This window comes from Sphingomonas sp. 179-I 2A4 NHS (genome assembly GCF_045369135.1).
Classification (GTDB): domain Bacteria; phylum Pseudomonadota; class Alphaproteobacteria; order Sphingomonadales; family Sphingomonadaceae; genus Sphingomonas.
The window spans coordinates 43,969-66,022 of sequence record NZ_JBIQFL010000011.1 but is presented as its reverse complement, the minus strand read 5'-3'; the positions used below and the strand labels follow the sequence as shown (position 1 = coordinate 66,022).

Sequence of the window (22,054 nt, the reverse complement as noted above, 5' to 3'; positions counted from 1 at the left end):
CGATGCGTCAGCCGGCGCGGTTGCGGCCGAGATACCAGCTGAGATTGGCCGGGCCGCGGCTCTTGGCCCGCGCCGGGTTCATCAGGTCGTACACGACGGCATTTTCCAGCACGCGCTGCACATAGTTGCGCGTTTCGGAGAATGGGATCGCCTCGATCCAGTCGACCATATCGATTCCGCCGGTGCGCGGGTCGCCATTGGCCCGCAGCCACTTGTTCACGTTGCCCGGCCCGGCATTGTAGGCGGCGATCGCCAACGGATAGCTGCCGAAGCTGCCGAAAACGCGCTGGAAATAGCTGGAGCCGAGCTGCGCATTGTAGCTGGTGTCGGTGAGCAGGCGGCCGGCGTCGTAGGGAAGGCCCATCTTGCCTGCCTGTTCGCGGGCGGTGCCCGGCATCAGTTGCATCAGCCCGCGCGCGCCGGCCGAGGAGATTGCGGCACGGTCGAACTGGCTTTCCTGCCGCGCGATGGCGTGGATCATCGTCCACTGGCTTTCGTAGCCAGCGGGGACGGAGACGGTGGGAAAAGCAATCGCGCTATAATCCGTCAGCCCGTTCTGCATTGCCACGCGGCCGACGAGCACGCCAAGGTCCGGGCGACTGATGCTGCGCGACAGTTCGTCCGCCAGAAAATGATCATCATCGCTGTCGAGCGAGGACGCAATCACCTTCACGAAGGCGGTCTGATCCTGATACTGGTCGATCGAGCCGAGGAACTGAGCCGCGCGAACGATCTCTCGCGCGTAGAACGCCTGGCGCGCCGCCGGATCGACGGTGCGCTGCGCGACCGCGGGCGGCGCGGTGAGCGGACGGCGAAGATGCTCGAGCGCGAGCTGACCGTAATATTGATCGCGATATCCCGCGGCGGTGTTGAAGAAGGTGGTCGCTTCGGCACGGCGACCGGCTGCTTCCGCGGCGCGCCCGGCCCAGTAAAAGCCCTTGGCACGCGTCTGCGGCGACTGGCTGCCGCGGCCGTAGCGATCGAACATCGTCATCGCGTCGGCCGGCCGGTTGAGCTGCCGCAGCGCGGTTTGGCCGGCGAGCCAGGCGAGGCTCGTGTAATCGTCCCGTTCGCCATAGGGCTTTTTCGAGACGTCGGTGCCGGCCGGATAGGCGTCGTCGATCTGGCGCGCGATATCATAGGCGGTCTGATACTGACCATCCGCGGCCGCCGCGCGCGCGTTGGTGAGCAGCACCTCGTAGAATTTCTCGACGTTGCCAGGCAGCGTCATGCCCGCGGGGCGGGTCCGCGCAAGCCAGGAGCGCGCACTGGGCGAGGCACCGTTGTTGCGCAGCCACGTCGCCTTGTCAGCGATATAGCCGGCGTCGCGCGCGCCGATCGCATCGTTTGCGGCAGCGAGCTCGGAAGCATTCTGCGCGCCGGTGCGGAAGGCGAGCCGTGCCTCGAACAATCCGCGCCGCGCCGGCGAAGTGTAGCCAAGCTGTCGCGCCGCTGCGGTCGTCGATCCCTGCCACAGCAGAGCATCCATCCGCGCATCATGATCGTCCGGCCGGATCGCGCCGGGGAACGACGTGACCAGTACCGCCTCGTCCGATGGCGTCAGCGTGCCGCGGCGCCAGGCGTTACGCGCAGCCTCATTCGCTTCACCGGTAGCTCCGGTCGCCTGCAGCGCGCGGGCGTAGGCGACTGCGCCCGCTGCGCTTTGCGGTGGAAAGCGGCGGAAGAAGGCGACGACACTGGTTGGAGAGGCGGTGCTCGTCTGTCGCTCCGCCGCGCGCCGGTTGGCCGTTTCGCCGGGCCAGCCGGGGTGGGCGAGGAGGAAACCCGCATAGCTGTCGAACGGCAGAGCGTCCGTCTGCTGCAGCGCGCGCCACTGCGCCAGGGCAGCGGCGATCGCGCCATCGTTGCTGTAGACTTGCGTTGTCGCGGGGCGCGATTGCTGCCCGATGAGGTTCGCGGCGCGGGTGCGCGCGGCCTCATCCTGATCCTGCGACACGACGAGGGCCCCGCCAAGACCCAATGCCATTCCGATGAGCGCGCCTGCTTTCAATCCTGTCACCATGTGGACAGACTAGCGAAGCTACCCGTATCTGTCCTGAACAGATCAACGCATTTCATCCGATTTCAGGAGCAATTGCATGTTTTCCGGTTCGATTCCGGCGCTCGTCACGCCTTTTGACGCTGACGGCCGGTTCGTTGAGGCCGCCTATCGCGACCTGATCGAGTGGCAGATCGCGGAAGGTTCGTCGGCGTTGGTGCCGTGCGGAACGACCGGCGAGGCAGCGACGCTGACCAAGGATGAGCAGTTCGCGATCGTGAAAGTGTGCGTTGATCAGGCACGCGGGCGGGTGCCGGTGATTGCGGGTGCGGGATCGAACGACACGCGCGTCGCGGCGGCCAACATCGCGGCGGCGAAGGAAGCGGGTGCGGATGCGGCGCTGATGGTGCCGCCCTACTACAACCGGCCTTCACAGGAGGGAATCTTCCAGCATTTTGCCGCGCTGGCACCGACGGCGGCGCTGCCGATCGTGCTGTACAACGTGCCGGCGCGTACCGTGACCGACATCCAGCCCGAAACGCTGATCCGCATCGTCGAAGCGTTCCCGAAGGTGTTTGTAGCGGTAAAGGATGCGTCCGGCGTTTTGCAGCGTGTGTCGCAGCATCGCGCCGCGCTCGGCAGCGGATTCTGCCAGCTGTCGGGCAATGACGATTTGTCGCTCGCCTATAACGCGATGGGCGGCGCGGGGTGCATCTCGGTGACTGCAAATGTTGCGCCGAAACTGTGCGCGGAGTTCCAGGCGGCCGAAACCGGGCCCGAGGCGCTGGCACTTCACGATCGGCTTTTCGCACTGCACACGTCATTGTTCACCGACGCCTCACCCGGGCCGGTCAAGTACGCGATGACGAAGGTGCGGCCTGGCTTCCCAGGGGGGCTCCGTCTACCCATGACCTGGCCTAGTGCCACGAGCCGTGCGGCGGTGGATGAAGGGCTGGTGCGGGCCGGCCTCGCCTGAGGCGCAAGCCACTCATAATCCTGCCGCAATCGCTGCGCACCTTCGGGAGATCATAACGCCGGAGGTGCGATGGCGGCTTGGTTTCTGCTCGCGTTACAGGTTGCCGGGCCGCCAGCGCCAGCACCCCCGCGCCGGCCCTCCGATCGGCCGTGCCCGGTGCCGCAGCCGGGTGAGGACATCGTCGTATGCGCCCGGCCGAACGATTCTTTCCGGCTGAAGCCCGTGCCGGAACGCTACAGCGCGGAGCGTGCGCCTCCGAAGGCGGAGGCGAGCATTCCCGGCTTCGGGGCCATCGTGGCGGAGGCGGAGCGGGGAGCCGATGCGCAAGGCGCGCCGATCAACCGAGCGATGATTCGCCTCCGCGTTCCGCTGGGCGGCGAGAAACGCTGAACGGGCCGGCTTTCCAGCGGACGCGCGACGCCCTACATCGCGCCGTCCATGTCACGCCCAAAGCCCGCCACCTTCGACAAGAAGAAGATCGTCGCCGAGAACCGGCGCGCTCGCTTCGATTACGCCATCGACACCACCTATGAGGCGGGAATCGTCCTGACCGGTACCGAGGTGAAGAGCCTTCGCTTCGGCGAGGGCTCGATTGCGGAAAGCTACGCCGAGATTTCCGACGGAGGCGTGTGGCTGGTGAATTCGAACATTCCCGAATTTAGCCACGGCAACCGTTACAACCATGAGCCCAAGCGCCCGCGGAAGTTGCTGTTGCATGAGCGCGAGGTCAACAAGCTGCACGGCGCGGTCGCGCGCGAGGGCATGACGCTCGTCCCGCTGATGATCTATTTCAACAGCCAGGGCCGCGCGAAGGTGGAACTGGCATTGGCCAAGGGCCGGAAGGCACACGACAAGCGCGACGCGATCAAGGAGCGCGAGTGGAAGCGCGAGGCTGGCCGCCTGATGCGTGATCGGGGCTGATGGCCACGCGCCAGCCATCGATCCGGCGGCGCTTCGTCGACTGGTGCCGGCGCAACCTGCCGACACGCGAATCGATGGAGCAGAGCCGGTTGCTGCGCCCGGTGGCGCATCGCGTGCTCGCACCGGAACTGTGGCGCCCGACGCGCCGTTCCGTGCCGCGTGGCGTCGCGCTTGGCATGGTCACGGGTATCCTCTTCCCGGTGGCGCAGATCGGCTTTTCGGCGCTGCTTGCGCTGCCGTCACGCGCCAATATTCCGGCAGCTGCGCTGACCACCTTCGTGACCAACCCCTTCACGACGCCGCCCTTGTGGGTGGCGGCTTATTATATCGGCAAGTGGACGCTTCACTTGGATGAGGCTTTGCCCGGCGATCCGGTCCGCAATGCCGCGCACGACGCGGCAAACTCAAGCTGGATGCAGTGGCTGATGTCCGATGCGGCGCCAGCGACGGCATTGGGGCTGCTGATCGTGACGGCGGTTCTGTCGATTTCCGGCTATGGCCTCTCGGCGTTGGGATGGCGGCTGTGGATCGCGCGCAAGTGGCGAAATCGTCACGGTCGTAACGAGATTGACGAGGCGTATTAAGAGGATAGAACACGCGACCATGTTTACCAAAGGTCGCTTATCCATGCGTTCATCGTTGTTACTCGTTGCCATTCTTTCCACCACCGCCGCCACCGCGATCGCCCAGACCGAAGCAGTGACCCCAGCGCAGCAGGCGAAGCAGAGCGCAACCGTCGCGAAGTCCGCCACCGGGCCGGTGAAGCCGGCATCGGCGAACGGCCCGCAGATCGGCACCTTCGGCTTCGACATGGCGGGCCGTGACACGAGCGTGGCGCCGGGCGACGACTTCTACAATTTCGCGAGTGGCACCTGGGATCGCACGACCGAGATCCCGGCTGACCGTGCCAACTACGGCATGTTCCACGTGCTGCAGGACCTGTCGCGCGAACAGACGCGTACGATCCTGGAGGAGCAGGCGAAGACCCCGGGCAGCAAGGCCGGCGACTTCTACGCCAGCTTCCTCGACGAGGCGGCGGTGAACGCCAAGGGCGTGACGCCAGTGAAGCCGTGGATCGACGCGATCAAGGCTGCGCCAACCAAGGCAGCATTGGCAAGCGAGGCCGGCAAGCTGCAGCGCCGCGGCGTCGGCACGCTGTTCGGTATGTACGTAAGCCAGGACGACAAGAACCCGGAGCAATACGTTCTGCAGATGGCGCAAGGCGGCCTGGGCCTGCCGGACCGCGACTATTACCTGAAGGACGATCCCAAACTCGCCGCGAACCGGACCGCCTACCAGGCATATCTGGCGCAGATGCTGACGCTGGCGGGCGAAAAGGATGCAGCCACCCGCGCGGCGGCGGTCTTCAACTTCGAGAAGGAACTTGCGACCGTCCACTGGACGCGCGTGGAAAGCCGGGACGCAGACAAGACCTATAACAGCCTGACCTTCGACGAACTGCGCAAGCAGGGCGCAGGGTTCGAGTGGAACGAATATCTCGGTGCGCTTGGCGTGAAGCCGGCCGGCACAGTGCTGTTCGCGCAGCCGTCCGCGCTGGCTGGCGAGGCGAAGGTGTGGGCGGGCACCCCGCTGCCGGTGCTGCGCGATTACCTGACGTTGCGCATGCTCTCGAGCTACGCCCGGTATCTGTCGAAGGATTTCGACGATGCCCGCTTTGCGTTCTACGGCACGGTCCTGTCGGGTCAGCCCGAGCAGCAGGCGCGCTGGAAGCGCGGCGTCGACCTCGTCAGCAACGCGCTCGGCGAGGATGTGGGCCAGGCTTATGTCGCCAAGTACTTCCCGCCGGAATCGAAGGCGGCCGCCGACGAACTGGTGAAGAACGTCATCACCGCGATGGGTGACCGGCTACAGAAGCTGGAGTGGATGGCGCCCGAGACGAAGCAGAAGGCGCTGGCGAAGCTCGCGTCGTTCACGCCGAAGATCGGTTATCCCGACAAGTGGCGCGACTACTCCGCGCTGACCGTGCAGCGTGGCGATCTGGTCGGCAACGTGGCGCGGGCCAATGAGTTCGAGTTCCAGCGCAACCTGAACAAGATCGGCGCGCCGATCGATCGCGGCGAATGGTTCATGACGCCGATGACGATCAACGCGTACGCCAATCCGACGATGAACGAGATCGTTTTCCCGGCGGCGATCCTGCAGCCGCCGTTCTTCGACCCGAAGGCTGATCCGGCCGTGAACTATGGCGGCATCGGCGCCGTCATCGGCCACGAGATCAGCCACCATTTTGATGATCAGGGCCGCAAGTACGACGCGTCGGGCAAGCTGACGGACTGGTGGACGCCGCAGGACGTGGAGCGCTTCAAGGTGTTCACCGATCGCCTTGTGGCGCAATATGATGCCTATGAGCCGCTGCCTGGGCAGCATGTGCAGGGCGCGTTGACGCTTGGTGAGAACATTGCCGATCTAGCCGGCCTCACCGTGGCGCTTGACGCCTATCATCGTTCGCTCGGCGGGAAGAAAGCGCCGGTGATTGACAGCACGACGGGGGATCAGCGCTTCTATCTTGGCTGGGCGCAGGTGTGGCGGACGAAGTACCGCGAGCCGATGCTGCGCCAGATGCTGCTCTCCGATCCGCATTCGCCGGGCCCGCAGCGTGCAAACGTCGTTCGCAACCTTGACCCCTGGTATGCAGCGTTCGGGGCGAAGCCCGGCCAGAAGCTGTTCCTGACGGACGATCAGCGGGTTCGCATCTGGTGATCGTGCGGGTGCCGCGCAGGCGCTTGACGGCAGCGCGGCACCCATCAATGGCCCACTGATGGCAGCGCTTTCTCGTCTGAGCATCGGGCGTCTGACGCCGGACGGCGCAATGGCGGTTGCGGTTGGCGCCGGTCTCGCGGCCGCGTTGCTGGTTCTATGGGTGATTGGCAACCTCGTGGTTGCCGCCGGCTTTTTGGCCGCGGCGATCGTCGTCGGCGGCGGCGTGATCGCCTGGCGCGCACTTGCGCCGGCACCCGCCGCGCCTGACGCAGGGATCGACTGGAATCTCGTTCGCACCCTGGCTGCGAGAAGCGGGGACGCAATAGCGATAACCGATCGCGCCGGGCAGCTCGTCTATGCCAACGATGAGTATGAAGCGCTGTTTGCCGATCTCCCGGCGCCGCCGGACTTGCCGATCGGGGAAGCCGGGATCGCCGCACTGGCGGCCGCGGGTCGCGCCGCTTGGCGAGATGGCAGAGCGAGGATTGATCGGGCCGAAGTCGCCGGCAAGACGATCAAGATCGACGTGCTGCGCAGCGGGCAGCAACAGGATCTGCTGGTCTGGCGCGCTGAACCATTGGCGGGCCGGGACGGCAGCGCGGCGCTGGTTGCTGCTCTTTCCGGAGGCCTCGGACGGCGACTTGCCGAAGCGGGAATCATGGCGGCGCTGTTGACGCCGGATGGCCGCGTCATGTCGGCCGATCCGGTGCTGCGTGCCCGCGCGATGGGGCATAGCGAAGCGGCAGTGGAAGGTGCCGATTTCGCGCGTTTTCTAATCACCGACGGTCACGGCCGGATCCGCTTCGCGAATGAGGGGACTCAGGGCAATCCGCTCCGGCTGCTGCAGGTGCCCTTCACGAAGGAAGAAGACGCGCCGATCCTCGTCGCGCTGCTCGATGAGGAGGATAATGCGCTGATCACCGGGACAGGGGCGGCAGGGCATATCCGCACGCTCGTCCAGCTCATGCCGGTGGGAATAGCTCTGGTCGATCGCGACGGCCGCTTCATCGAGATGAACGACGCTTTCATGCGCGCGGCCTCTCTCGATCCGTCGGCACCGCCGATCTACCCCGGCGATCTGGTTGTGCGCGAGGACAAGGCCGCCGTTGCGGACGCGATGCGCCGCTTCGCGGCGGGCGGAGCTGCTCATGCCGCTGATATGGCGGTGCGGCTGCGCGACCATCCGGAGGAACCTGTCATCCTCTCGATCGCGGGTGCCCGGGGGCTGGGTGACGCGGCGGTGGTGCTGAGCCTCAAGGACAATAGCGAGGAATCGCGGCTCAAGCGCGAGGTAGCGCAGGCAACGAAGATGCAGGCCGTCGGCCAGCTGGCCGGCGGCGTCGCCCATGACTTCAACAACATCCTGACCGCGATCATCGGCCACTGCGACTTGATGCTGATGCGCCACTCGCCGGGAGACAGCGATTACGACGACATCCAGCAGGTACGGAACAACTCGAACCGTGCGGCCGCGCTGACCCGCCAGTTGCTCGCCTTCTCGCGCCAGCAGACGTTGCGCCCGCAGGTCCTGCAGTTGCCGGACGTCGTTTCTGAAGTGTCTAACCTGTTGAAGCGCCTGCTGGGGGAGACGGTATCGCTCGAGGTGCGCCATGGGCGCGATCTGGGCCCGGTACGCGCTGATCCAGGCCAACTCGAACAGGTGGTCGTCAATCTGGCGGTGAACGCGCGTGATGCGATGATCGCGAAGTATCCGCACGGCGGTGGAAAGCTTACGATCCAGACGCGTACCGCGACCGTCGGCGAGATCCGGCGCCGCGGACCAGACATCATGCCTGTCGGCGACTACACGGCGCTGGAGATTTCGGACACCGGATCCGGTATCCCCGCGGACGTCCTGCCCAAGATCTTCGAGCCGTTCTTCACCACCAAGGAAGTGGGCAAGGGCACTGGCCTCGGCCTTTCCACCGTCTACGGCATCGTGAAGCAATCGGGCGGTTACATCTTCGCCGATTCGCCCCCGGGACAGGGCGCGACCTTCACCATCTATCTGCCCGTCCATGCCACTGGCGAGCCGGTGACGCCGCGCAAGGCCGCTGCCAAGCCACGCCCGGCCGAGCTATGGGGAACCGGCACCGTCCTCCTGGTGGAGGACGAGGACATGGTACGCGCGGTGGCGGAGCGGGCGCTGACGCGGCAGGGGTACACCGTCCTTACCGCCGAGAACGGCGAGGCCGCGCTGGAGATCATCGAGAGCAATCCGCGGCCAGACCTGGTGGTTTCCGACGTGGTAATGCCGGTGATGGATGGTCCGACAATGGCGCGACATGTACGCGCACGGTATCCGGATATGCCGATCCTGTTCATGTCTGGCTATGCCGAGGAACAGTTGCGCCGCTCCATATCGCTGGAGAACGTCGCCTTCATCCCGAAGCCGTTTTCGGTCCAGCAACTCGCGGAGGCGGCACGTGATGCTCTGGCGCAACAGGGCTGATACGTAATATTGCTCGAATGACACAGCCGTTGCGGTTTCGTTCCGCGCCACCTAATGAGCCCGCATGACCACTCGCGTCCTGCTCGTCGAAGACGAGCCGCTTATCGCCATGATGCTCGAGGACTTCCTCGATCTGCTCGAGCGGCAATGTGCCGGCACTGCCGATTCCGTCGAGACGGCGCTGGCGCTCGTCGAGGCAGGAGGCTTCGACTGCGCGATCCTCGACGTGAACCTGCGCGGCGGCGAGAAAAGCTGGCCGATCGCAGCGGCCCTCGCAGAGAAGGGTATCCCATTCGTCTTTGCGACTGGCGGGGCGGACGACATGCTGATCGAGGAATTCCGCGGCCGGCCCGTGCTGCAGAAGCCGTTCACCATGGACGGTGTCGAACAGGCGCTCGCTCAGCTCTGAGGTGGTGAAAGGCTAACCGCCCGCGTCTTTGCGGTCGGAAAGTTGCGCGCAGCCTGATCAAACCATCGGGTTGTTGCGCAAGGCGGGTTGCGCGCCACGGCCGAGCGGCATAGCGACCGCAGCCATGACCCACAGCTTCGACAAGAACCGGCTGCCGAGCCGCCATGTGTCGGTCGGCCCCGAACGCGCGCCGCACCGCAGCTATTATTATGCGATGGGGCTGAGCGAAGAGGAGATCGCGCGGCCGTTCGTCGCGCTCGCCTCCGCCGGCAATGACAGCGCGCCCTGCAACACGACGCTCGATGCGCAGGCTGACGCGGCGCGGCGCGGCGTGGAGCAGGGCGGCGGCATGCCGCGGCGGTTCAACACCATCACCGTCACCGACGGGATCGCCATGGGCCATCAAGGCATGAAGGCGAGCCTTGTCAGCCGCGAAGTGATCGCCGACTCGGTCGAGCTGTCCGTGCGCGGCCATTGCTATGACGCGCTCGTCGGCTTCGCGGGGTGCGACAAGTCTCTGCCGGGCATGATGATGGCGATGCTGCGGCTGAATATCCCGTCGATCTTCGTTTATGGCGGGTCGATCCTCCCGGGCCGCTATCAGGATCGCGACGTGACCGTCGTCGATGTGTTCGAGGTGGTCGGCAAATATGCCGCGGGCACGTGCCCGATCGAAGACGTTCATGCGCTGGAAAAGGTAGCGTGCCCCGGCCACGGCGCATGCGGCGGTCAGTATACCGCGAACACCATGGCTTGCGTCGCGGAAGCGATCGGCCTGTCGCTGCCGAACAGCAACATGGTGCCTGCTCCTTACACTACGCGCGAGCAGATCGCGGTTGCGGCCGGCGCGCAGGTGATGGAGCTGCTGGCGCGCAACATTCGCCCGCGCGATATCTGCACCCGCGAAGCGTTCGAGAACGCGTCACGCATCGTGGCGGCGACCGGCGGCTCCACAAACGGGGCGCTCCATCTGCCGGCCATGGCGCATGAGGCAGGGATTGAGTTCGACCTGTTCGACGTCGCAGAGATCTTCAAGTCGACGCCGTATTGCGCCGATCTGAAGCCGGGCGGGCAGTATGTAGCGAAGGACATGTACGAGGCAGGCGGCGCGTACATGCTGATGAAGTCGCTGCTGGCGGAGGGTCTGCTGCACGGCGATTGCATGACCGTGACCGGCAAAACGCTGGGCGAGAATATCGACGAGGTCACCTGGAACCCCGACCAGAAGGTGATCTACGATGCGAAGGCGCCGATCACGCCGACCGGCGGCGTCGTGGGACTGCGCGGCAGCCTGGCGCCCGATGGCGCGATCGTGAAGGTCGCCGGCATGCACCGCCTGCAGTTCGAAGGGCCAGCGCGCTGCTTCGACTGCGAGGAGGATGCGTTCCAGGCGGTGGAGCATCGCCAGATCAAGGAAGGCGAGGTGGTCATCATCCGCTACGAAGGACCCAAGGGCGGGCCGGGAATGCGCGAGATGCTGTCGACCACTGCTGCGCTTTACGGCCTAGGCATGGGTGAGAAGGTGGCGCTGATCACCGACGGTCGTTTCTCAGGTGCGACGCGCGGCTTCTGCATCGGGCACGTCGGCCCGGAGGCAGCCGAGGGCGGCCCGATCGCGCTGGTCGAGGATGGCGACATCATCCGTATCGACGCCGAGGTGGGAACGATCGACCTTCTCGTCGACGAGGCCGTGCTGGCGGCGCGCAAGGCGGCGTGGCAGCCGCGTGTGTCCGATTACGGGTCAGGCGCGTTGTGGCGCTATGCGCAGAATGTCGGCCCGGCGTACAAGGGAGCGGTCACCCATCCGGGAGCTGCTGCCGAACGCCATGTCTACGCGGATATCTAGCGCATTTCTGATCCTCGCGCTCGCCGCCTGCGGCGAGCCAAAGGCCGATACCAAGGTGCTGGCGAAGGCGGAGGCTGAGCAGGCGGTGGCCGCCGCGGAAGACGGCCGGGTGCAATGCGCGCCCGGCGGCGCCAAGGCATTCGCCCGCGTGTGCGAGATCGAGCGGGCGGAAAGCGACGGCGGGCTGGTGCTGACGATGCGGCACCCCGATGGCGGCTTCCGCCGGTTGCTGGTCGCGAGCGACGGGCGCGGCGTCGTCGCGGCCGACGGCGCGGAGCCGGCGGTGGTCACCTTGGCCGGCGCCGACGAGATCGAAGTGGCGCTGGGCGACGATCATTATCGTTTGCCGGCAACGATGAAGGCCGCTGCTCGATGAACTCGCTTGCCGGCCAGCTGATCCTGACCGCGGCCGAAATGCGTGCGGCCGAACAGCGGGCGATCGATGCCGGCGCTACCGTCGAAAGCCTGATGCAGCGCGCCGGTGAAGCGGTGGCGGAGCAGGTGCGCCGGCTGGCCGCTGGCGCGGAGGTTCTGGTGCTGTGCGGGCCAGGCAACAATGGCGGTGACGGTTATGTCGTCGCGGCGACGCTGCGTCGGGCAGGGCTGCCGGTCCGGGTCGCGGCGAGCGGCGAGCCGAAAACGCCTGCTGCGCAGGCTGCCCGCCAGCAATGGGGCGGGCCGGTGGAAATGATCGGTGATGCCGCGCCTGCCCCCGTGGTGGTTGACGCCCTGTTCGGCGTCGGCCTGACACGGGCGCTGGACGATGTGCTGGCAACGCTTCTTTGCGCGTTGGTTGCCGCTGCGCGCCTGTCGATCGCGGTTGACGTGCCGAGCGGCGCAGCGAGCGACGACGGTGCTTGCCCAGGCAAGGTACCGCGGTTTGACCTGACCCTGACGCTGGGTGCGGCGAAGCCGGCGCATGTGCTGGAACCGGCCGCCAGGCGCTGCGGGGCAGTGCGCGTTCTCGACATCGGCATCCCTGCGGACAGCAAGGTGCAGGTGGCCGCGGAGCCCCGACGCGAAGCGCCGAGCGTCAACGCGCATAAATATTCGCGCGGGATGGTGACGGTGATCGCCGGCGCCATGCCGGGGGCCGCGGCCTTGTGCGCAACCGCCGCGGCGAAGGCCGGGGCAGGCTATGTACTGTTGCTCGGCAGCGCGACGGATCGGCTGCCACATGCGATCGTTCGCCGCCGGTTCGACGCCGCGCTGCTTGCGGACCGGCGGATCGGCGCGGTCGTCGTCGGGCCCGGCCTTGGGCGCGGCGATGATGCGGTGACGAAGCTGGACGCGGCGCTGCGATGTGGCCGGCCATTGGTGATCGATGGCGATGCTTTAGCTCTCATTGGAAGTCATGCGCTGCCGCCCCAGACGATCCTGACCCCGCATGGCGGCGAGTTCGCGGGGATGTTCGGCGAGCAAGGAGGCAGCAAGATCGAGCGCGCGCTTTCCGCGGCGCGTGGGGCTCGCGCGATCGTGGTCTACAAGGGGGTGGACACCGTCATCGCATCGCCGGATGGCCGCGCCGTCGTCCATTCGGGTGCCCCGACGTGGCTTTCGACCGCCGGGACTGGCGACGTTCTCGCCGGCGTGATCGCGGCGCGGCTTGCCGGCGGGGCCGATCCGTTGCAGGCGGCGGTGGACGGGGTATGGCTGCACGCGCAAGCGGCGCGACTCGCCGGGCCCGCCTTTGTCGCCGACGATCTGGCGGCGCATCTACCGAGTGCGATTGGATAGTATTGGTGAGTGAAGAAGCGACGATCGTGCGGATCGCCGGGCGCGGCGATGGCGTGACGGACGACGGGCGGCATGTGGCGCTAACTGCGCCGGGCGACCGCGTCGCAGCGGATGGCACGATCGTGCGCGGACCGCATTATCAAGTGCCGCCGTGCCGCCACTTCCCGGAATGCGGCGGGTGCCAGCTGCAGCAGCTGGACGATTCGTCGTGGAGCGACTTCATCGTCGACCGGATCGCGGGGGCATTGTCAGCGCAGGGGCTCTCGACCGACGTTCGCGCGCCGGCCTTGTCACCGCCGCGGACGCGCCGCCGGGCGACACTCCATGCCGAGGCGGCGGGCCGGATCGGTTTCGCGGTGGAGAAGAGCCACGCCATCGTCGATCTTGCCGAATGCCACGTGCTTCGTCCCGAGCTGTTCGCGCTGGTGGCACCGCTTCGTCGGCTGATCCATGTGCTGCGGCCCAAGCGGCGGCTGGACGTCCACCTGACGCTGGCCGATCAGGGCGTTGACCTCCTCATCAACGGGATCATGCCGGAGGGGTTGAAAGCGGCCGAGGCGATCAGCGGCTTTGCCGAGGCACATGGCCTGGCGCGGATTGCATTCGACGAAGGCTATGGCCCGGAGGTGCGGTGGGAGCCGGACGCCGTGACGATCACGCTGGGCGGCGTGCCGGTGCCGCTGCCGCCTGCAGCGTTCCTGCAGGCGACGGCAGAGGGCGAGGCCGCGCTGGTCTCCGCCGTGCGCGAGGCGGTGGGTGACGCCGCTGTGACCGCGGATCTCTTCGCCGGGCTTGGGACCTTCGCACTAGCGCTGCCGGGGCGGGTCTATGCCGCGGAGGGCGGACGTGAGGCGATCGGGTCACTCAAAGCAGCGGCGTCGCGCGCGCAGCTGCCGGTGTTCACCGAGCATCGCGATCTGTTCCGCCGCCCGCTGACCCCGGTCGAGCTTGACCGGTTTGGCGCCATCGTGATCGATCCGCCGCGCGCCGGCGCGCGCGAGCAGGCGCACGCGCTGGCCGGCGCGCGGGTGCCGCGCCTCGCCTATGTATCGTGTAATCCCAGCAGTTTCGCACGCGATGTGAAGACGATGCTAGAAGGCGGCTGGCGTCTCGACTGGATCCAGCCGGTGGGGCAGTTCCGCTGGTCGACGCACGTCGAACTGGCAGCTCAGTTGACGCGCTGAGCGGCGTGGCGCCCCTTAGGGGTAGCGCGCGTTCATGAAGTAGAGACCGTCGGGCGGGGCGTTGAGGCCGAGCCGCGTGCGATCCGCAGCTTCCAGCGCGTCGCCCATGTCGGCGACCGCCCAGCGGCCCATGCCGACGAGTGCGAGGCAACCGACCATCGACCGCACCTGATGGTGAAGGAAGGAACGCGCCGCAGCGGTGACGATCAGGCGGTCTCCATTGCGCGTCACGTCGAGCCGATCGATCGACTTGACCGGGCTTTGTGCCTGGCAGTGGGCCGAGCGGAAGGTCGTGAAATCATGCCGGCCGACGAGCAGCTGAGCCGCCCGGTGCATCGCCGCTTCGTCGAGCGGCTGCGGCACTTGCCATGCGAGGCCCTTGTCCCACGTTAGCGGCGCGCGTCGGTTGACGATGCGATATTCATAGGACCGGCCAAGGCACGAGAAGCGCGCGTGCCAATCATCCGGAACGATCTCGCAGCCGAGGATAGCGATCGGCGCCGGCCGCAGGCGGGCGTTGAGTGCCTCGCCCAGCCGGAAGGGGGTGAGATCCTTCAACAGATCGAGATGCGCGCGCATGGCCACCCCGTGGACCCCCGCATCGGTGCGGCCGGCGGCGTGAATGGTGGTGCGCTCCCCCGTCACAGCAAAGGCTGCGTCCTCGATCGCCTGTTGGACGCTCGGCCCGTGATCCTGCCGCTGCCAGCCCATGAAGGGGCGGCCGTCGAACTCCACGGTGAGCGCGAACCGGGTCACAGGCGTGTGCCGGCCGGGATGGCGAAGCCGCGCAGCAGTTCGTGGACGCTCATCACGCCGCGACCGGCCCGCTGGACGGATGTTGGCCGTATCGCACCGGCTGCGCAGGCAATCGTCAGCTGATCGTCCAGCACCTCGCCACTTTCCCCGGACGGGTCCGCGACATCCGCTGAAAGCACGCGGATGCGCTCGCTGCCGACTTCGAACCATGCGCCCGGCGGATTGAAGGCACGTACCTGCCGTTCGACCGCCTCAGCGTCCCGGGTGAAGTCGAGCCGAAGCTCCTCCTTGGCGATCTTTGCGGCATAGGTGACGCCGTGTGCCGGCTGCGGGACCGGCGGATGGGCATCAATGTCAGCGAGAACCTCCACCATCAGCTTCGCGCCCATGCCGGCCAATTCGGTGGTAAGCTCGCCCGCGGTCTTGCCTTCGATCGGCGTGCGGCCCTCCAGGCGGACGGGCCCGGTATCGAGACCGGCCTCCATCTGCATGATCCCGACGCCGGTCTCTGCGTCACCGGCGAGGATCGCGCGCTGGATCGGTGCGGCTCCGCGCCAGCGCGGCAAGAGCGAGCCGTGGATGTTGAGACAGCCGTGACGCGGCGCCTCGAGGATCGGGCGCGGAAGGATAAGCCCGTAAGCGGCCACTACGGCGACGTCGGCGCCCAGCGCGGCGAAAGCCTCCTGCTCCGGCGCGGCTTTTAGTGAGACGGGGGTGCGTACCTCGATGCCGAGCGCTTCGGCGCGCTGGTGCACCGGCGAGGGGACGAGGGCGCGGCCGCGTCGGCCGCCGGGGCGGGGTGGCTGGCTGTAGGCCGCGACGATGTGATGACCCGCAGCAACGAGCGCATCGAGCGCCGGCACCGCGAACTCGGGCGTTCCCATGAAGACGATCCGCATGGCGGGCGCTTCAACGCGCTGGCGAAGCCAGGCGCAACCCCCTATCTGTTCCGGCGATGGCATCACAGGAGATCGAAGCGCTGACGGGCGCGTTGGCGCGGCTTCCTGGGCTCGGCCCGCGATCGGCGCGCCGTGCGGTGCTCCACCTCGTAAAGAAGCGAGAAGGGGCGCTCGTGCCGCTGCTCGCCGCGCTGCAGGCGGTGGAGGAGCGGCTGGCGACCTGCTCGATCTGCGGCAATGTCGACACCACGGATCCGTGCGCGATCTGCGCCGATCCGCGCCGTGACGCACGGGCCTTGTGCGTGGTTGAGGAAGTTGCGGATCTCTGGGCACTCGATCGGTCGCGGCTCTTTCCCGGACGCTTCCACGTGCTGGGCGGGCGACTATCCGCGCTGGAAGGCGTCAGGCCCGAGGATCTGGCGATCGACCAGCTGGTTCGGCGGGTGGAAGCAGGGGGCGTCGACGAGGTGGTGCTTGCCATGAACGCCACGCTCGAGGGGCAGACGACCGCGCATTACATTGCCGAGCGGCTGGAGCGCTTTCCGATTCGCCTCACGCAGCTTGCCCATGGCCTGCCGGTCGGCGGGGAACTCGATTACCTTGATGAGGGCACATTGGCACAGGCGCTGAGGGCGCGGCGACCCGTCGCTTGATTCGGCGGGCGTCCGCCAATATCTCGCGCGCATGGCCATTCTTCCGATTGTCGAGGTTCCCGATCCGCGTCTGCGTCTTGTCTGCGCGCCTGTTGAAACGATTGACGACGAGGTGCGTCAGCTCGTCGCTGACATGACCGAGACGATGTACGACGCGCGAGGCATCGGCCTTGCCGCGATCCAGGTGGGCGTCGCCCGCCGCGTCGTCGTGATCGACCTTCAGGAGCGCGAGACCGAGGACGAGGAAAAGCCCGAAGCGGTTCGCGATCCCAAGGCCTACATCAATCCGGAGATCATCTCGGTCTCCGAGGAGACCTCGCGATACAACGAGGGCTGCCTGTCTATCCCGGAACAATATGCCGAGGTGGAGCGGCCGGCGCGCTGCCGCGTGGCGTGGCTGGATCTCGATGGCCAGCGCCATGAAGAGGATATGGACGGCCTGATGGCGACGTGCATGCAGCACGAGATCGACCATCTGAACGGCGTGCTGTTCATCGATCATATCACGCGCCTGAAGCGCGACATGCTGCTGAAGAAGCTGGCAAAGGCGCGCAAGAACGCCGCTTGATCGCGCTTGCCTCTGCGTAGGCCGAGGGTTAGGTTCGCGCTTCGTTCTCTTCCGGAGGAAGCGTGGAGCCAGTCGCCGCATTGTTGATCGTCGTCGCCCTGCTCATCGGGCTCGCGGCGGGATGGTGGCTCGCCAGCCGCGGCGTGGCGGCACTTCGTGCCGAGCGCGATGCGCGGACCGACGAATTCAAGAAGGCGATCGTTGATCTTGCCGGCGCCGAAGAGCGCGCCAAGGCGGCGGGTTCGCTGCGCCAGGAACTGGCGGCGATCCGTGACGATCGTGATGCCGGCCGTGCCGAGATCGCGCGCTTGCAGGCCGAGGCGCGCGCGTTCGACTCGCGGTTGATCGAACTGCGTGAGGCGAAGGATGCGCTGGCGGCGCAATTCAGCCAAGTCGGCCAGCAACTGCTGGCGGAGGCGCAGGATCGGTTTCTTCAGCGTGCGAATGAGCGTTTCCGCGAGTCCGAAGAGACGGCCGGTCAGAACCTGCGTGCCATGCTGCAGCCGGTGAGCGAGCGGCTGCAGCGTTATGAAGAGGGCGTGCAGAAGGTGGAGGCGGAGCGCCGCGATGCCTTCGGCGAACTGCGCGGCCAGATCGAGCAGATGCGGATCGGGCAGGAATCGGTACGCAGCGAGGCAGCCAAGCTGGTCAACGCGCTGCGCAACGCGCCCAAGGCGCGCGGCCGCTGGGGCGAGCAGCAGCTTCGCAATGTGCTGGAAAGCTGCGGGCTTTCCGAGCATGCGGATTTTGCCACGGAAGTGTCGGTGACCGATGCGGATGGCGCGCGATTCCGTCCCGACGTGATCGTTCGGATACCTGGCGGCAAATCGCTGGTGATCGACGCAAAGGTGTCACTGAACGCTTATCAGGATGCGTTCGGCGCTGTCGACGAGGCGGATCGTTCCGCCGGCCTGACAGCGCATGCCGCAGCGATGCGGGCGCACGTTAATGGGCTGGGTGCCAAGGCTTACTGGAACCAGTTCGATGATGCCCCGGACTATGTGGTGATGTTCGTCCCGGGCGAGCATTTCCTGTCCGCGGCATTGGAACATGATCCGACACTTTGGGACTATGCCTTCGAACGGCGCGTGCTGCTCGCAACGCCGACGAACCTGATCGCCATCGCCCGCACGGTTGCAGCGGTCTGGCGGCAGGAGCAGCTCGCCGAGCAGGCGAGGGAGATCGCGCAGCTCGGCAAGGATCTCTACGCCCGCCTAGCGGTGATGGGCGGCCATGTCGCGAAGCTTGGCAAGAACCTCGACACCGCGATGGGCGCATATAATGCGTTCGTGGGCAGTCTCGAATCGCAGGTGCTGACCCAGGCCCGGCGCTTCGACACGCTCAAGATCGATACCGCCGGCAAGACGCTCGAGTCGCCGCCGGTCATCGAGCAGAGTGCCCGGCCCTTGACGAAGTTGACGGCCGACGTGGGGGAGGCGGCCGAATAACGCTTTGGGCTTAACGCCGGAGCGCAGCCGCCGCGCGCGCCTTAGCTTCGATCTCCGCTGGCGAACCAGTCGCAACCCAGCTGCCGCCGACGCAGAGCACCGGATCGAACGCGAGCCAGTCGGCAGCGTTGGCCTCCGAAACTCCGCCGGTCGGGCAGAAGCGGCATTGGTAGAAGGGGGCGGCGAGCGCCTTCAGCGCCTTCAACCCCCCGGAAGTTTCGGCCGGAAAGAACTTGAAGTGCGTGAGGCCAAGGTCGAGCCCGCGCATGATGTCACCCGCGGTTGCGACGCCCGGAAGATAAGGCACGCCGCTGGCAATGATCGGGCGCGCGAGCTGTTCGGTAAGGCCGGGGGATACGATGAACTCGGCGCCGGCCTCCACGACCTGCTCAAACTGATCGGCGAAGACGACCGTGCCGGCACCGACGATCGCGCCGCGCACTTGCTTCATCTCCCGGATGGCGTCGATCGCGGCCGGGGTGCGCATCGTTACTTCGAGCACGCGCAGGCCACCGGCGACAAGCGCCTCAGCGAGCGGCCGGGCGGTTGCCGCATCCTCGATCACCAGTACGGGGATGACCGCACTGGTGCGCATGATCTGGCCGATATCGGTCATGCCGTATGTTCCTGTGCGAAGGCCGCCGCGGCACCGAACAGGCCGGGCTGGGGATGGGTGATGAGCTTGACCGGGATGTTTGCCATCATCGACTGGAAACGTCCCTTGGCAACGAAGCGCTGATCAAAGCCCGAGCGGATCAGCTTGTCCTTGATCCGCAGGCCGAGCCCGCCAGCGATGACAACGCCGTTGGCGCCGTGGGCCAGCGCGAGATCGCCGGCCGTGGCGCCAAGCGCGAGGCAGAAGCGATCGAGCGCGGCAAGTGCGATCGAGTCGGTGCCTTCCAGCGCCTCCGTCCAGATAACCTTGTCGTCGCGGCTGGGAACGTGGCGGCCCTCCATCTCGGCAAGCAACTCGTAGATCGCGACGATGCCCGGGCCAGCGCAGATTCGCTCGGCCGAGACGCGGGTGAACGTGCCGCGCAGCCGCTTCAGCAGCGCGTCCTCGATCCCGTCCAGCGGCGCGTAATTGATGTGCCCGCCCTCAGTGGGAAGAACGTGATAGCCGTTGCCATGGCGGAACACCTGCGCGACGCCGAGGCCAGTGCCGGGCCCGCAGACGGTCGTCACACCCTTGTCGGGCAGCGTGATATCCGGCCCGCAGAGGTGATCGAAATGCTCCGGCGGCAGCTGAGCGACGGCATGGCCGATCGCACCGAAATCGTTGATGATCGTGAAGGTCGCGGCGCCGAGTCGTTCGGGGATCAGCGAAGGGCGGATGACCCACGGATTGTTGGTCAGGCGGATCACGTCACCGGTGATTGGCGAGGCGACGGCGATTGCCGCAGCCGAGGGAATCGGCCGATCCAGCTTCCGCTCGAACGCCTGCCACGCCGTCTGCAGACTGGCGTGATCGGATGTCTTGAGCGTGATCGGCTCGCCGAGCGAGACGACGCGACCGCCCTCGACCTCCGCGATCGCGAAGCGCGCATGCGTGCCGCCGATGTCGACCGATACCAGTTCCATGTCAGCCTTCGTCCCGATCTAGAGGTGCGCGCCGGCGAGTATGGCCGAGGCGCCTTTTTCGGCTTCATCCGCCAGGCCGCGGAACATGCCGAACAGTTCGCGGCCGAAGCCGTCAGCGGCGGGTGGCGCGGGCGCGGGCGTCCGCTCAGCCCATTCTCTAGCGTCAACCAGAGCGTCAATCGTGCCGGCGACCGCATCGACCCGGATCATGTCGCCATCGCGGATCAGCGCGATGGCCCCGCCGTCGCCGCTCAGCCCAGGCAGCGCTTCCGGCGACACGTGGATTGCGGCGGGGACCTTGCCTGAGGCGCCCGACATGCGACCGTCGGTGACAAGAGCGACGCGATAGCCCTTGTTCTGCAGGACGCCGAGCGCCGGCGTTAACTTATGAAGTTCCGGCATGCCGTTGGCACGTGGGCCCTGGAAGCGGACGACGACCACCACATCGCGGTCCAGTTCGCCGCGCTGGAAGGCCGCGAGCACTTCTGCCTGATCGTGAAACACGGCTGCCGGTGCCTCGATGATCCAGCGGTCGGGATCCACGGCCGACACCTTGATGCAGGCGCGACCGATATTACCGGCCAGGATGCGCATCCCACCATCCGGCGAGAAAGGGTCCGCTGGGGTACGAAGGATCGTATCGTCTCCGCTGGCCCCCGGATCACGCCATACAACCGCGTCCCCGTCGAGCATCGGTTTGCCCGAGGCATCGGAGAGCGTGTCGCTGCCGGCGGTGAGGATATCGGCATGAAGATGGCCGCTGGCGATCAGTTCGCGGATGACGAAGGCCATGCCGCCGGCAGCCTCGAAGCCGTTCACGTCTGCCGCGCCGTTTGGATAGACGCGCGCGATCAACGGCACCGCACGCGACAGGCGGTCCATATCCTCCCAGTCAATCACGATCCCCGCAGCGCGGGCGATCGCGGGAAGGTGAAGCAGGTGGTTGGTGGAGCCGCCGGTGGCGAGCAGGCCCACGGCTGCGTTCACGATCGCGCGCTCGTCAACGCAATGGCCGATCGGCCGGTAATCCTCGCCGCGCCAGCCGAGACCGGCAACGCGGTGCACCGCCGCGCGGGTCAGCGCCTGGCGAAGCTTCGTGCCGGGATTGACGAAGGCGGCGTTGGGGATGTGGAGGCCCATCACCTCCATCATCATCTGGTTGGTATTGGCCGTGCCGAAGAAGGTGCAGGTGCCCTGGGTGTGATAAGCCGCAATTTCGCTGTCGAGCAGCTCCTCGCGGTCCGCCTCCCCCATGGCGTAGCGCTCGCGGACCGCCGCCTTGCTCTTGTTCGAGATGCCGGTCGGCATCGGGCCGCCTGGCACCATCAGCATGGGCAAGTGTCCGAAGCGGAGCGCGCCCATCAGCAGGCCGGGAACGATCTTGTCACAGATGCCGAGCAGCAGCGCACCCTCGAACGTGCCATGGGAGAGGGCGATCGCCGTCGCCAGGGCGATCGTATCGCGGCTGAACAGCGACAACTCCATCCCGGCATAGCCCTGGGTCACGCCGTCGCACATCGCCGGCACGCCGCCGGCGACCTGCGCCGTTGCCCCGACCTCGCGCGCCCAGACCTTCATCTGCTCGGGGTACCGGTAATAGACGGCATGGGCCGAGAGCATGTCGTTGTAGGCCGTGACGATGCCGATGTTCATCCCGTCGCCCGCCTTCATCGCCGCACGGTCCTCTTCCGTACCTGCATAAGCGTGCGCGAGGTTGGCGCAGCCAAGCGCCGGGCGGCCGATCCACTGATCCCGCTCCCGCGTGAGGAGATCGAGGTAACGCGAACGGCTGTCGCGCGACCGGGCGATCACGCGATCAGTGACGGCGGAGACGACGGAGTTCAGGGGCATTTCAGTCTCTCAGTCCCCTCCAGGTGAAAGGAGGGTCAGGGGAGGGCATATCT

20 protein-coding genes are annotated in these 22,054 nt (G+C 66.7%); 14 read left to right on the top strand and 6 right to left on the bottom strand.

The features are described from left to right. Positions 1-7 precede the first annotated feature (7 nt). On the bottom strand, positions 8-1,987 hold the full coding sequence (locus ACH0CP_RS15820; protein ID WP_406888965.1) for a lytic transglycosylase domain-containing protein: 1,980 nt from the start codon (positions 1,985-1,987) through the stop codon (positions 8-10). Positions 1,988-2,099: 112 nt separating this feature from the next. Between ACH0CP_RS15820 and dapA the strand changes: the two genes are divergently transcribed. From dapA to ACH0CP_RS15765, 11 genes are all read left to right on the top strand, one after another. Further along, positions 2,100-2,975 (top strand): 4-hydroxy-tetrahydrodipicolinate synthase, encoded by an 876-nt coding sequence (dapA, locus tag ACH0CP_RS15815; protein ID WP_406888967.1) that lies wholly within the window; start codon positions 2,100-2,102, stop codon positions 2,973-2,975. A 69-nt stretch (positions 2,976-3,044) separates the two neighbouring features. Beyond that, positions 3,045-3,365, top strand: coding sequence for a hypothetical protein (locus tag ACH0CP_RS15810; RefSeq protein WP_294444411.1), 321 nt, complete (start codon positions 3,045-3,047; stop codon positions 3,363-3,365). A 48-nt stretch (positions 3,366-3,413) separates the two neighbouring features. Beyond that, positions 3,414-3,896, top strand: a complete 483-nt coding sequence (gene smpB / locus ACH0CP_RS15805) for an SsrA-binding protein SmpB (protein WP_406888969.1) — start codon at positions 3,414-3,416, stop codon at positions 3,894-3,896. Continuing rightward, on the top strand, positions 3,896-4,480 hold the full coding sequence (locus ACH0CP_RS15800) for a DUF2062 domain-containing protein (RefSeq protein WP_406888972.1): 585 nt from the start codon (positions 3,896-3,898) through the stop codon (positions 4,478-4,480). The genes smpB and ACH0CP_RS15800 overlap by 1 nt, the downstream gene beginning before the upstream one ends. A gap of 43 nt (positions 4,481-4,523) precedes the next feature. Further along, positions 4,524-6,617, top strand: a complete 2,094-nt coding sequence (locus ACH0CP_RS15795) for a M13 family metallopeptidase (RefSeq protein WP_406888973.1) — start codon at positions 4,524-4,526, stop codon at positions 6,615-6,617. Positions 6,618-6,675: 58 nt separating this feature from the next. Then, complete coding sequence (locus ACH0CP_RS15790; RefSeq protein ID WP_406888975.1) at positions 6,676-9,069, top strand: response regulator; 2,394 nt, start codon at positions 6,676-6,678, stop codon at positions 9,067-9,069. A gap of 64 nt (positions 9,070-9,133) precedes the next feature. Beyond that, positions 9,134-9,478: a response regulator gene (locus tag ACH0CP_RS15785; RefSeq protein WP_294444416.1), complete on the top strand. Its 345-nt coding sequence runs from the start codon at positions 9,134-9,136 to the stop codon at positions 9,476-9,478. A gap of 124 nt (positions 9,479-9,602) precedes the next feature. After that, on the top strand, positions 9,603-11,324 hold the full coding sequence (gene ilvD, locus ACH0CP_RS15780; RefSeq protein WP_406888977.1) for a dihydroxy-acid dehydratase: 1,722 nt from the start codon (positions 9,603-9,605) through the stop codon (positions 11,322-11,324). Then, positions 11,305-11,700, top strand: a complete 396-nt coding sequence (locus ACH0CP_RS15775) for a hypothetical protein (protein ID WP_406888979.1) — start codon at positions 11,305-11,307, stop codon at positions 11,698-11,700. Before ilvD ends, ACH0CP_RS15775 begins: the two co-directional genes overlap by 20 nt. Beyond that, on the top strand, positions 11,697-13,061 hold the full coding sequence (locus ACH0CP_RS15770) for an NAD(P)H-hydrate dehydratase (RefSeq protein ID WP_406888981.1): 1,365 nt from the start codon (positions 11,697-11,699) through the stop codon (positions 13,059-13,061). Before ACH0CP_RS15775 ends, ACH0CP_RS15770 begins: the two co-directional genes overlap by 4 nt. Before the next feature lie 5 nt (positions 13,062-13,066). Beyond that, positions 13,067-14,245 (top strand): class I SAM-dependent RNA methyltransferase, encoded by a 1,179-nt coding sequence (locus ACH0CP_RS15765; RefSeq protein WP_406888984.1) that lies wholly within the window; start codon positions 13,067-13,069, stop codon positions 14,243-14,245. Positions 14,246-14,260: 15 nt separating this feature from the next. Here the strand turns inward: ACH0CP_RS15765 and truA are convergent, their stop codons facing one another. Together truA and fmt are read right to left on the bottom strand one after the other, a co-directional pair. Next, positions 14,261-15,001: a tRNA pseudouridine(38-40) synthase TruA gene (gene truA / locus ACH0CP_RS15760; protein ID WP_406888987.1), complete on the bottom strand. Its 741-nt coding sequence runs from the start codon at positions 14,999-15,001 to the stop codon at positions 14,261-14,263. After that, positions 14,998-15,900 carry a methionyl-tRNA formyltransferase gene (fmt, locus tag ACH0CP_RS15755; protein WP_406888989.1) on the bottom strand — a complete coding sequence of 301 codons (903 nt, stop codon included), beginning with the start codon at positions 15,898-15,900 and terminating at the stop codon, positions 14,998-15,000. Before fmt ends, truA begins: the two co-directional genes overlap by 4 nt. Before the next feature lie 56 nt (positions 15,901-15,956). Between fmt and recR the strand changes: the two genes are divergently transcribed. The 3 genes from recR (at position 15,957) to rmuC (ending at position 18,569) form a co-directional block, all read left to right on the top strand. Then, on the top strand, positions 15,957-16,553 hold the full coding sequence (recR, locus tag ACH0CP_RS15750; protein WP_406888991.1) for a recombination mediator RecR: 597 nt from the start codon (positions 15,957-15,959) through the stop codon (positions 16,551-16,553). A gap of 31 nt (positions 16,554-16,584) precedes the next feature. Continuing rightward, a complete protein-coding gene (def, locus tag ACH0CP_RS15745) occupies positions 16,585-17,121 on the top strand; it encodes a peptide deformylase (RefSeq protein WP_406888993.1) in 537 nt (178 codons plus the stop codon). Between the two features lie 62 nt (positions 17,122-17,183). Then, positions 17,184-18,569, top strand: a complete 1,386-nt coding sequence (gene rmuC / locus ACH0CP_RS15740; RefSeq protein ID WP_406888994.1) for a DNA recombination protein RmuC — start codon at positions 17,184-17,186, stop codon at positions 18,567-18,569. 10 nt (positions 18,570-18,579) lie between these two features. Here the strand turns inward: rmuC and eda are convergent, their stop codons facing one another. From eda to edd, 3 genes are read right to left on the bottom strand one after another with little or no spacing between them, the layout of a single operon-like run. After that, positions 18,580-19,185: a bifunctional 4-hydroxy-2-oxoglutarate aldolase/2-dehydro-3-deoxy-phosphogluconate aldolase gene (eda, locus tag ACH0CP_RS15735; protein ID WP_406888996.1), complete on the bottom strand. Its 606-nt coding sequence runs from the start codon at positions 19,183-19,185 to the stop codon at positions 18,580-18,582. Beyond that, complete coding sequence (gene glk, locus ACH0CP_RS15730) at positions 19,182-20,150, bottom strand: glucokinase (protein WP_406888998.1); 969 nt, start codon at positions 20,148-20,150, stop codon at positions 19,182-19,184. The genes eda and glk overlap by 4 nt, the downstream gene beginning before the upstream one ends. An 18-nt stretch (positions 20,151-20,168) precedes the next feature. Then, on the bottom strand, positions 20,169-22,001 hold the full coding sequence (edd, locus tag ACH0CP_RS15725; RefSeq protein ID WP_406889000.1) for a phosphogluconate dehydratase: 1,833 nt from the start codon (positions 21,999-22,001) through the stop codon (positions 20,169-20,171). Between the last annotated feature and the right edge of the window lie 53 nt (positions 22,002-22,054).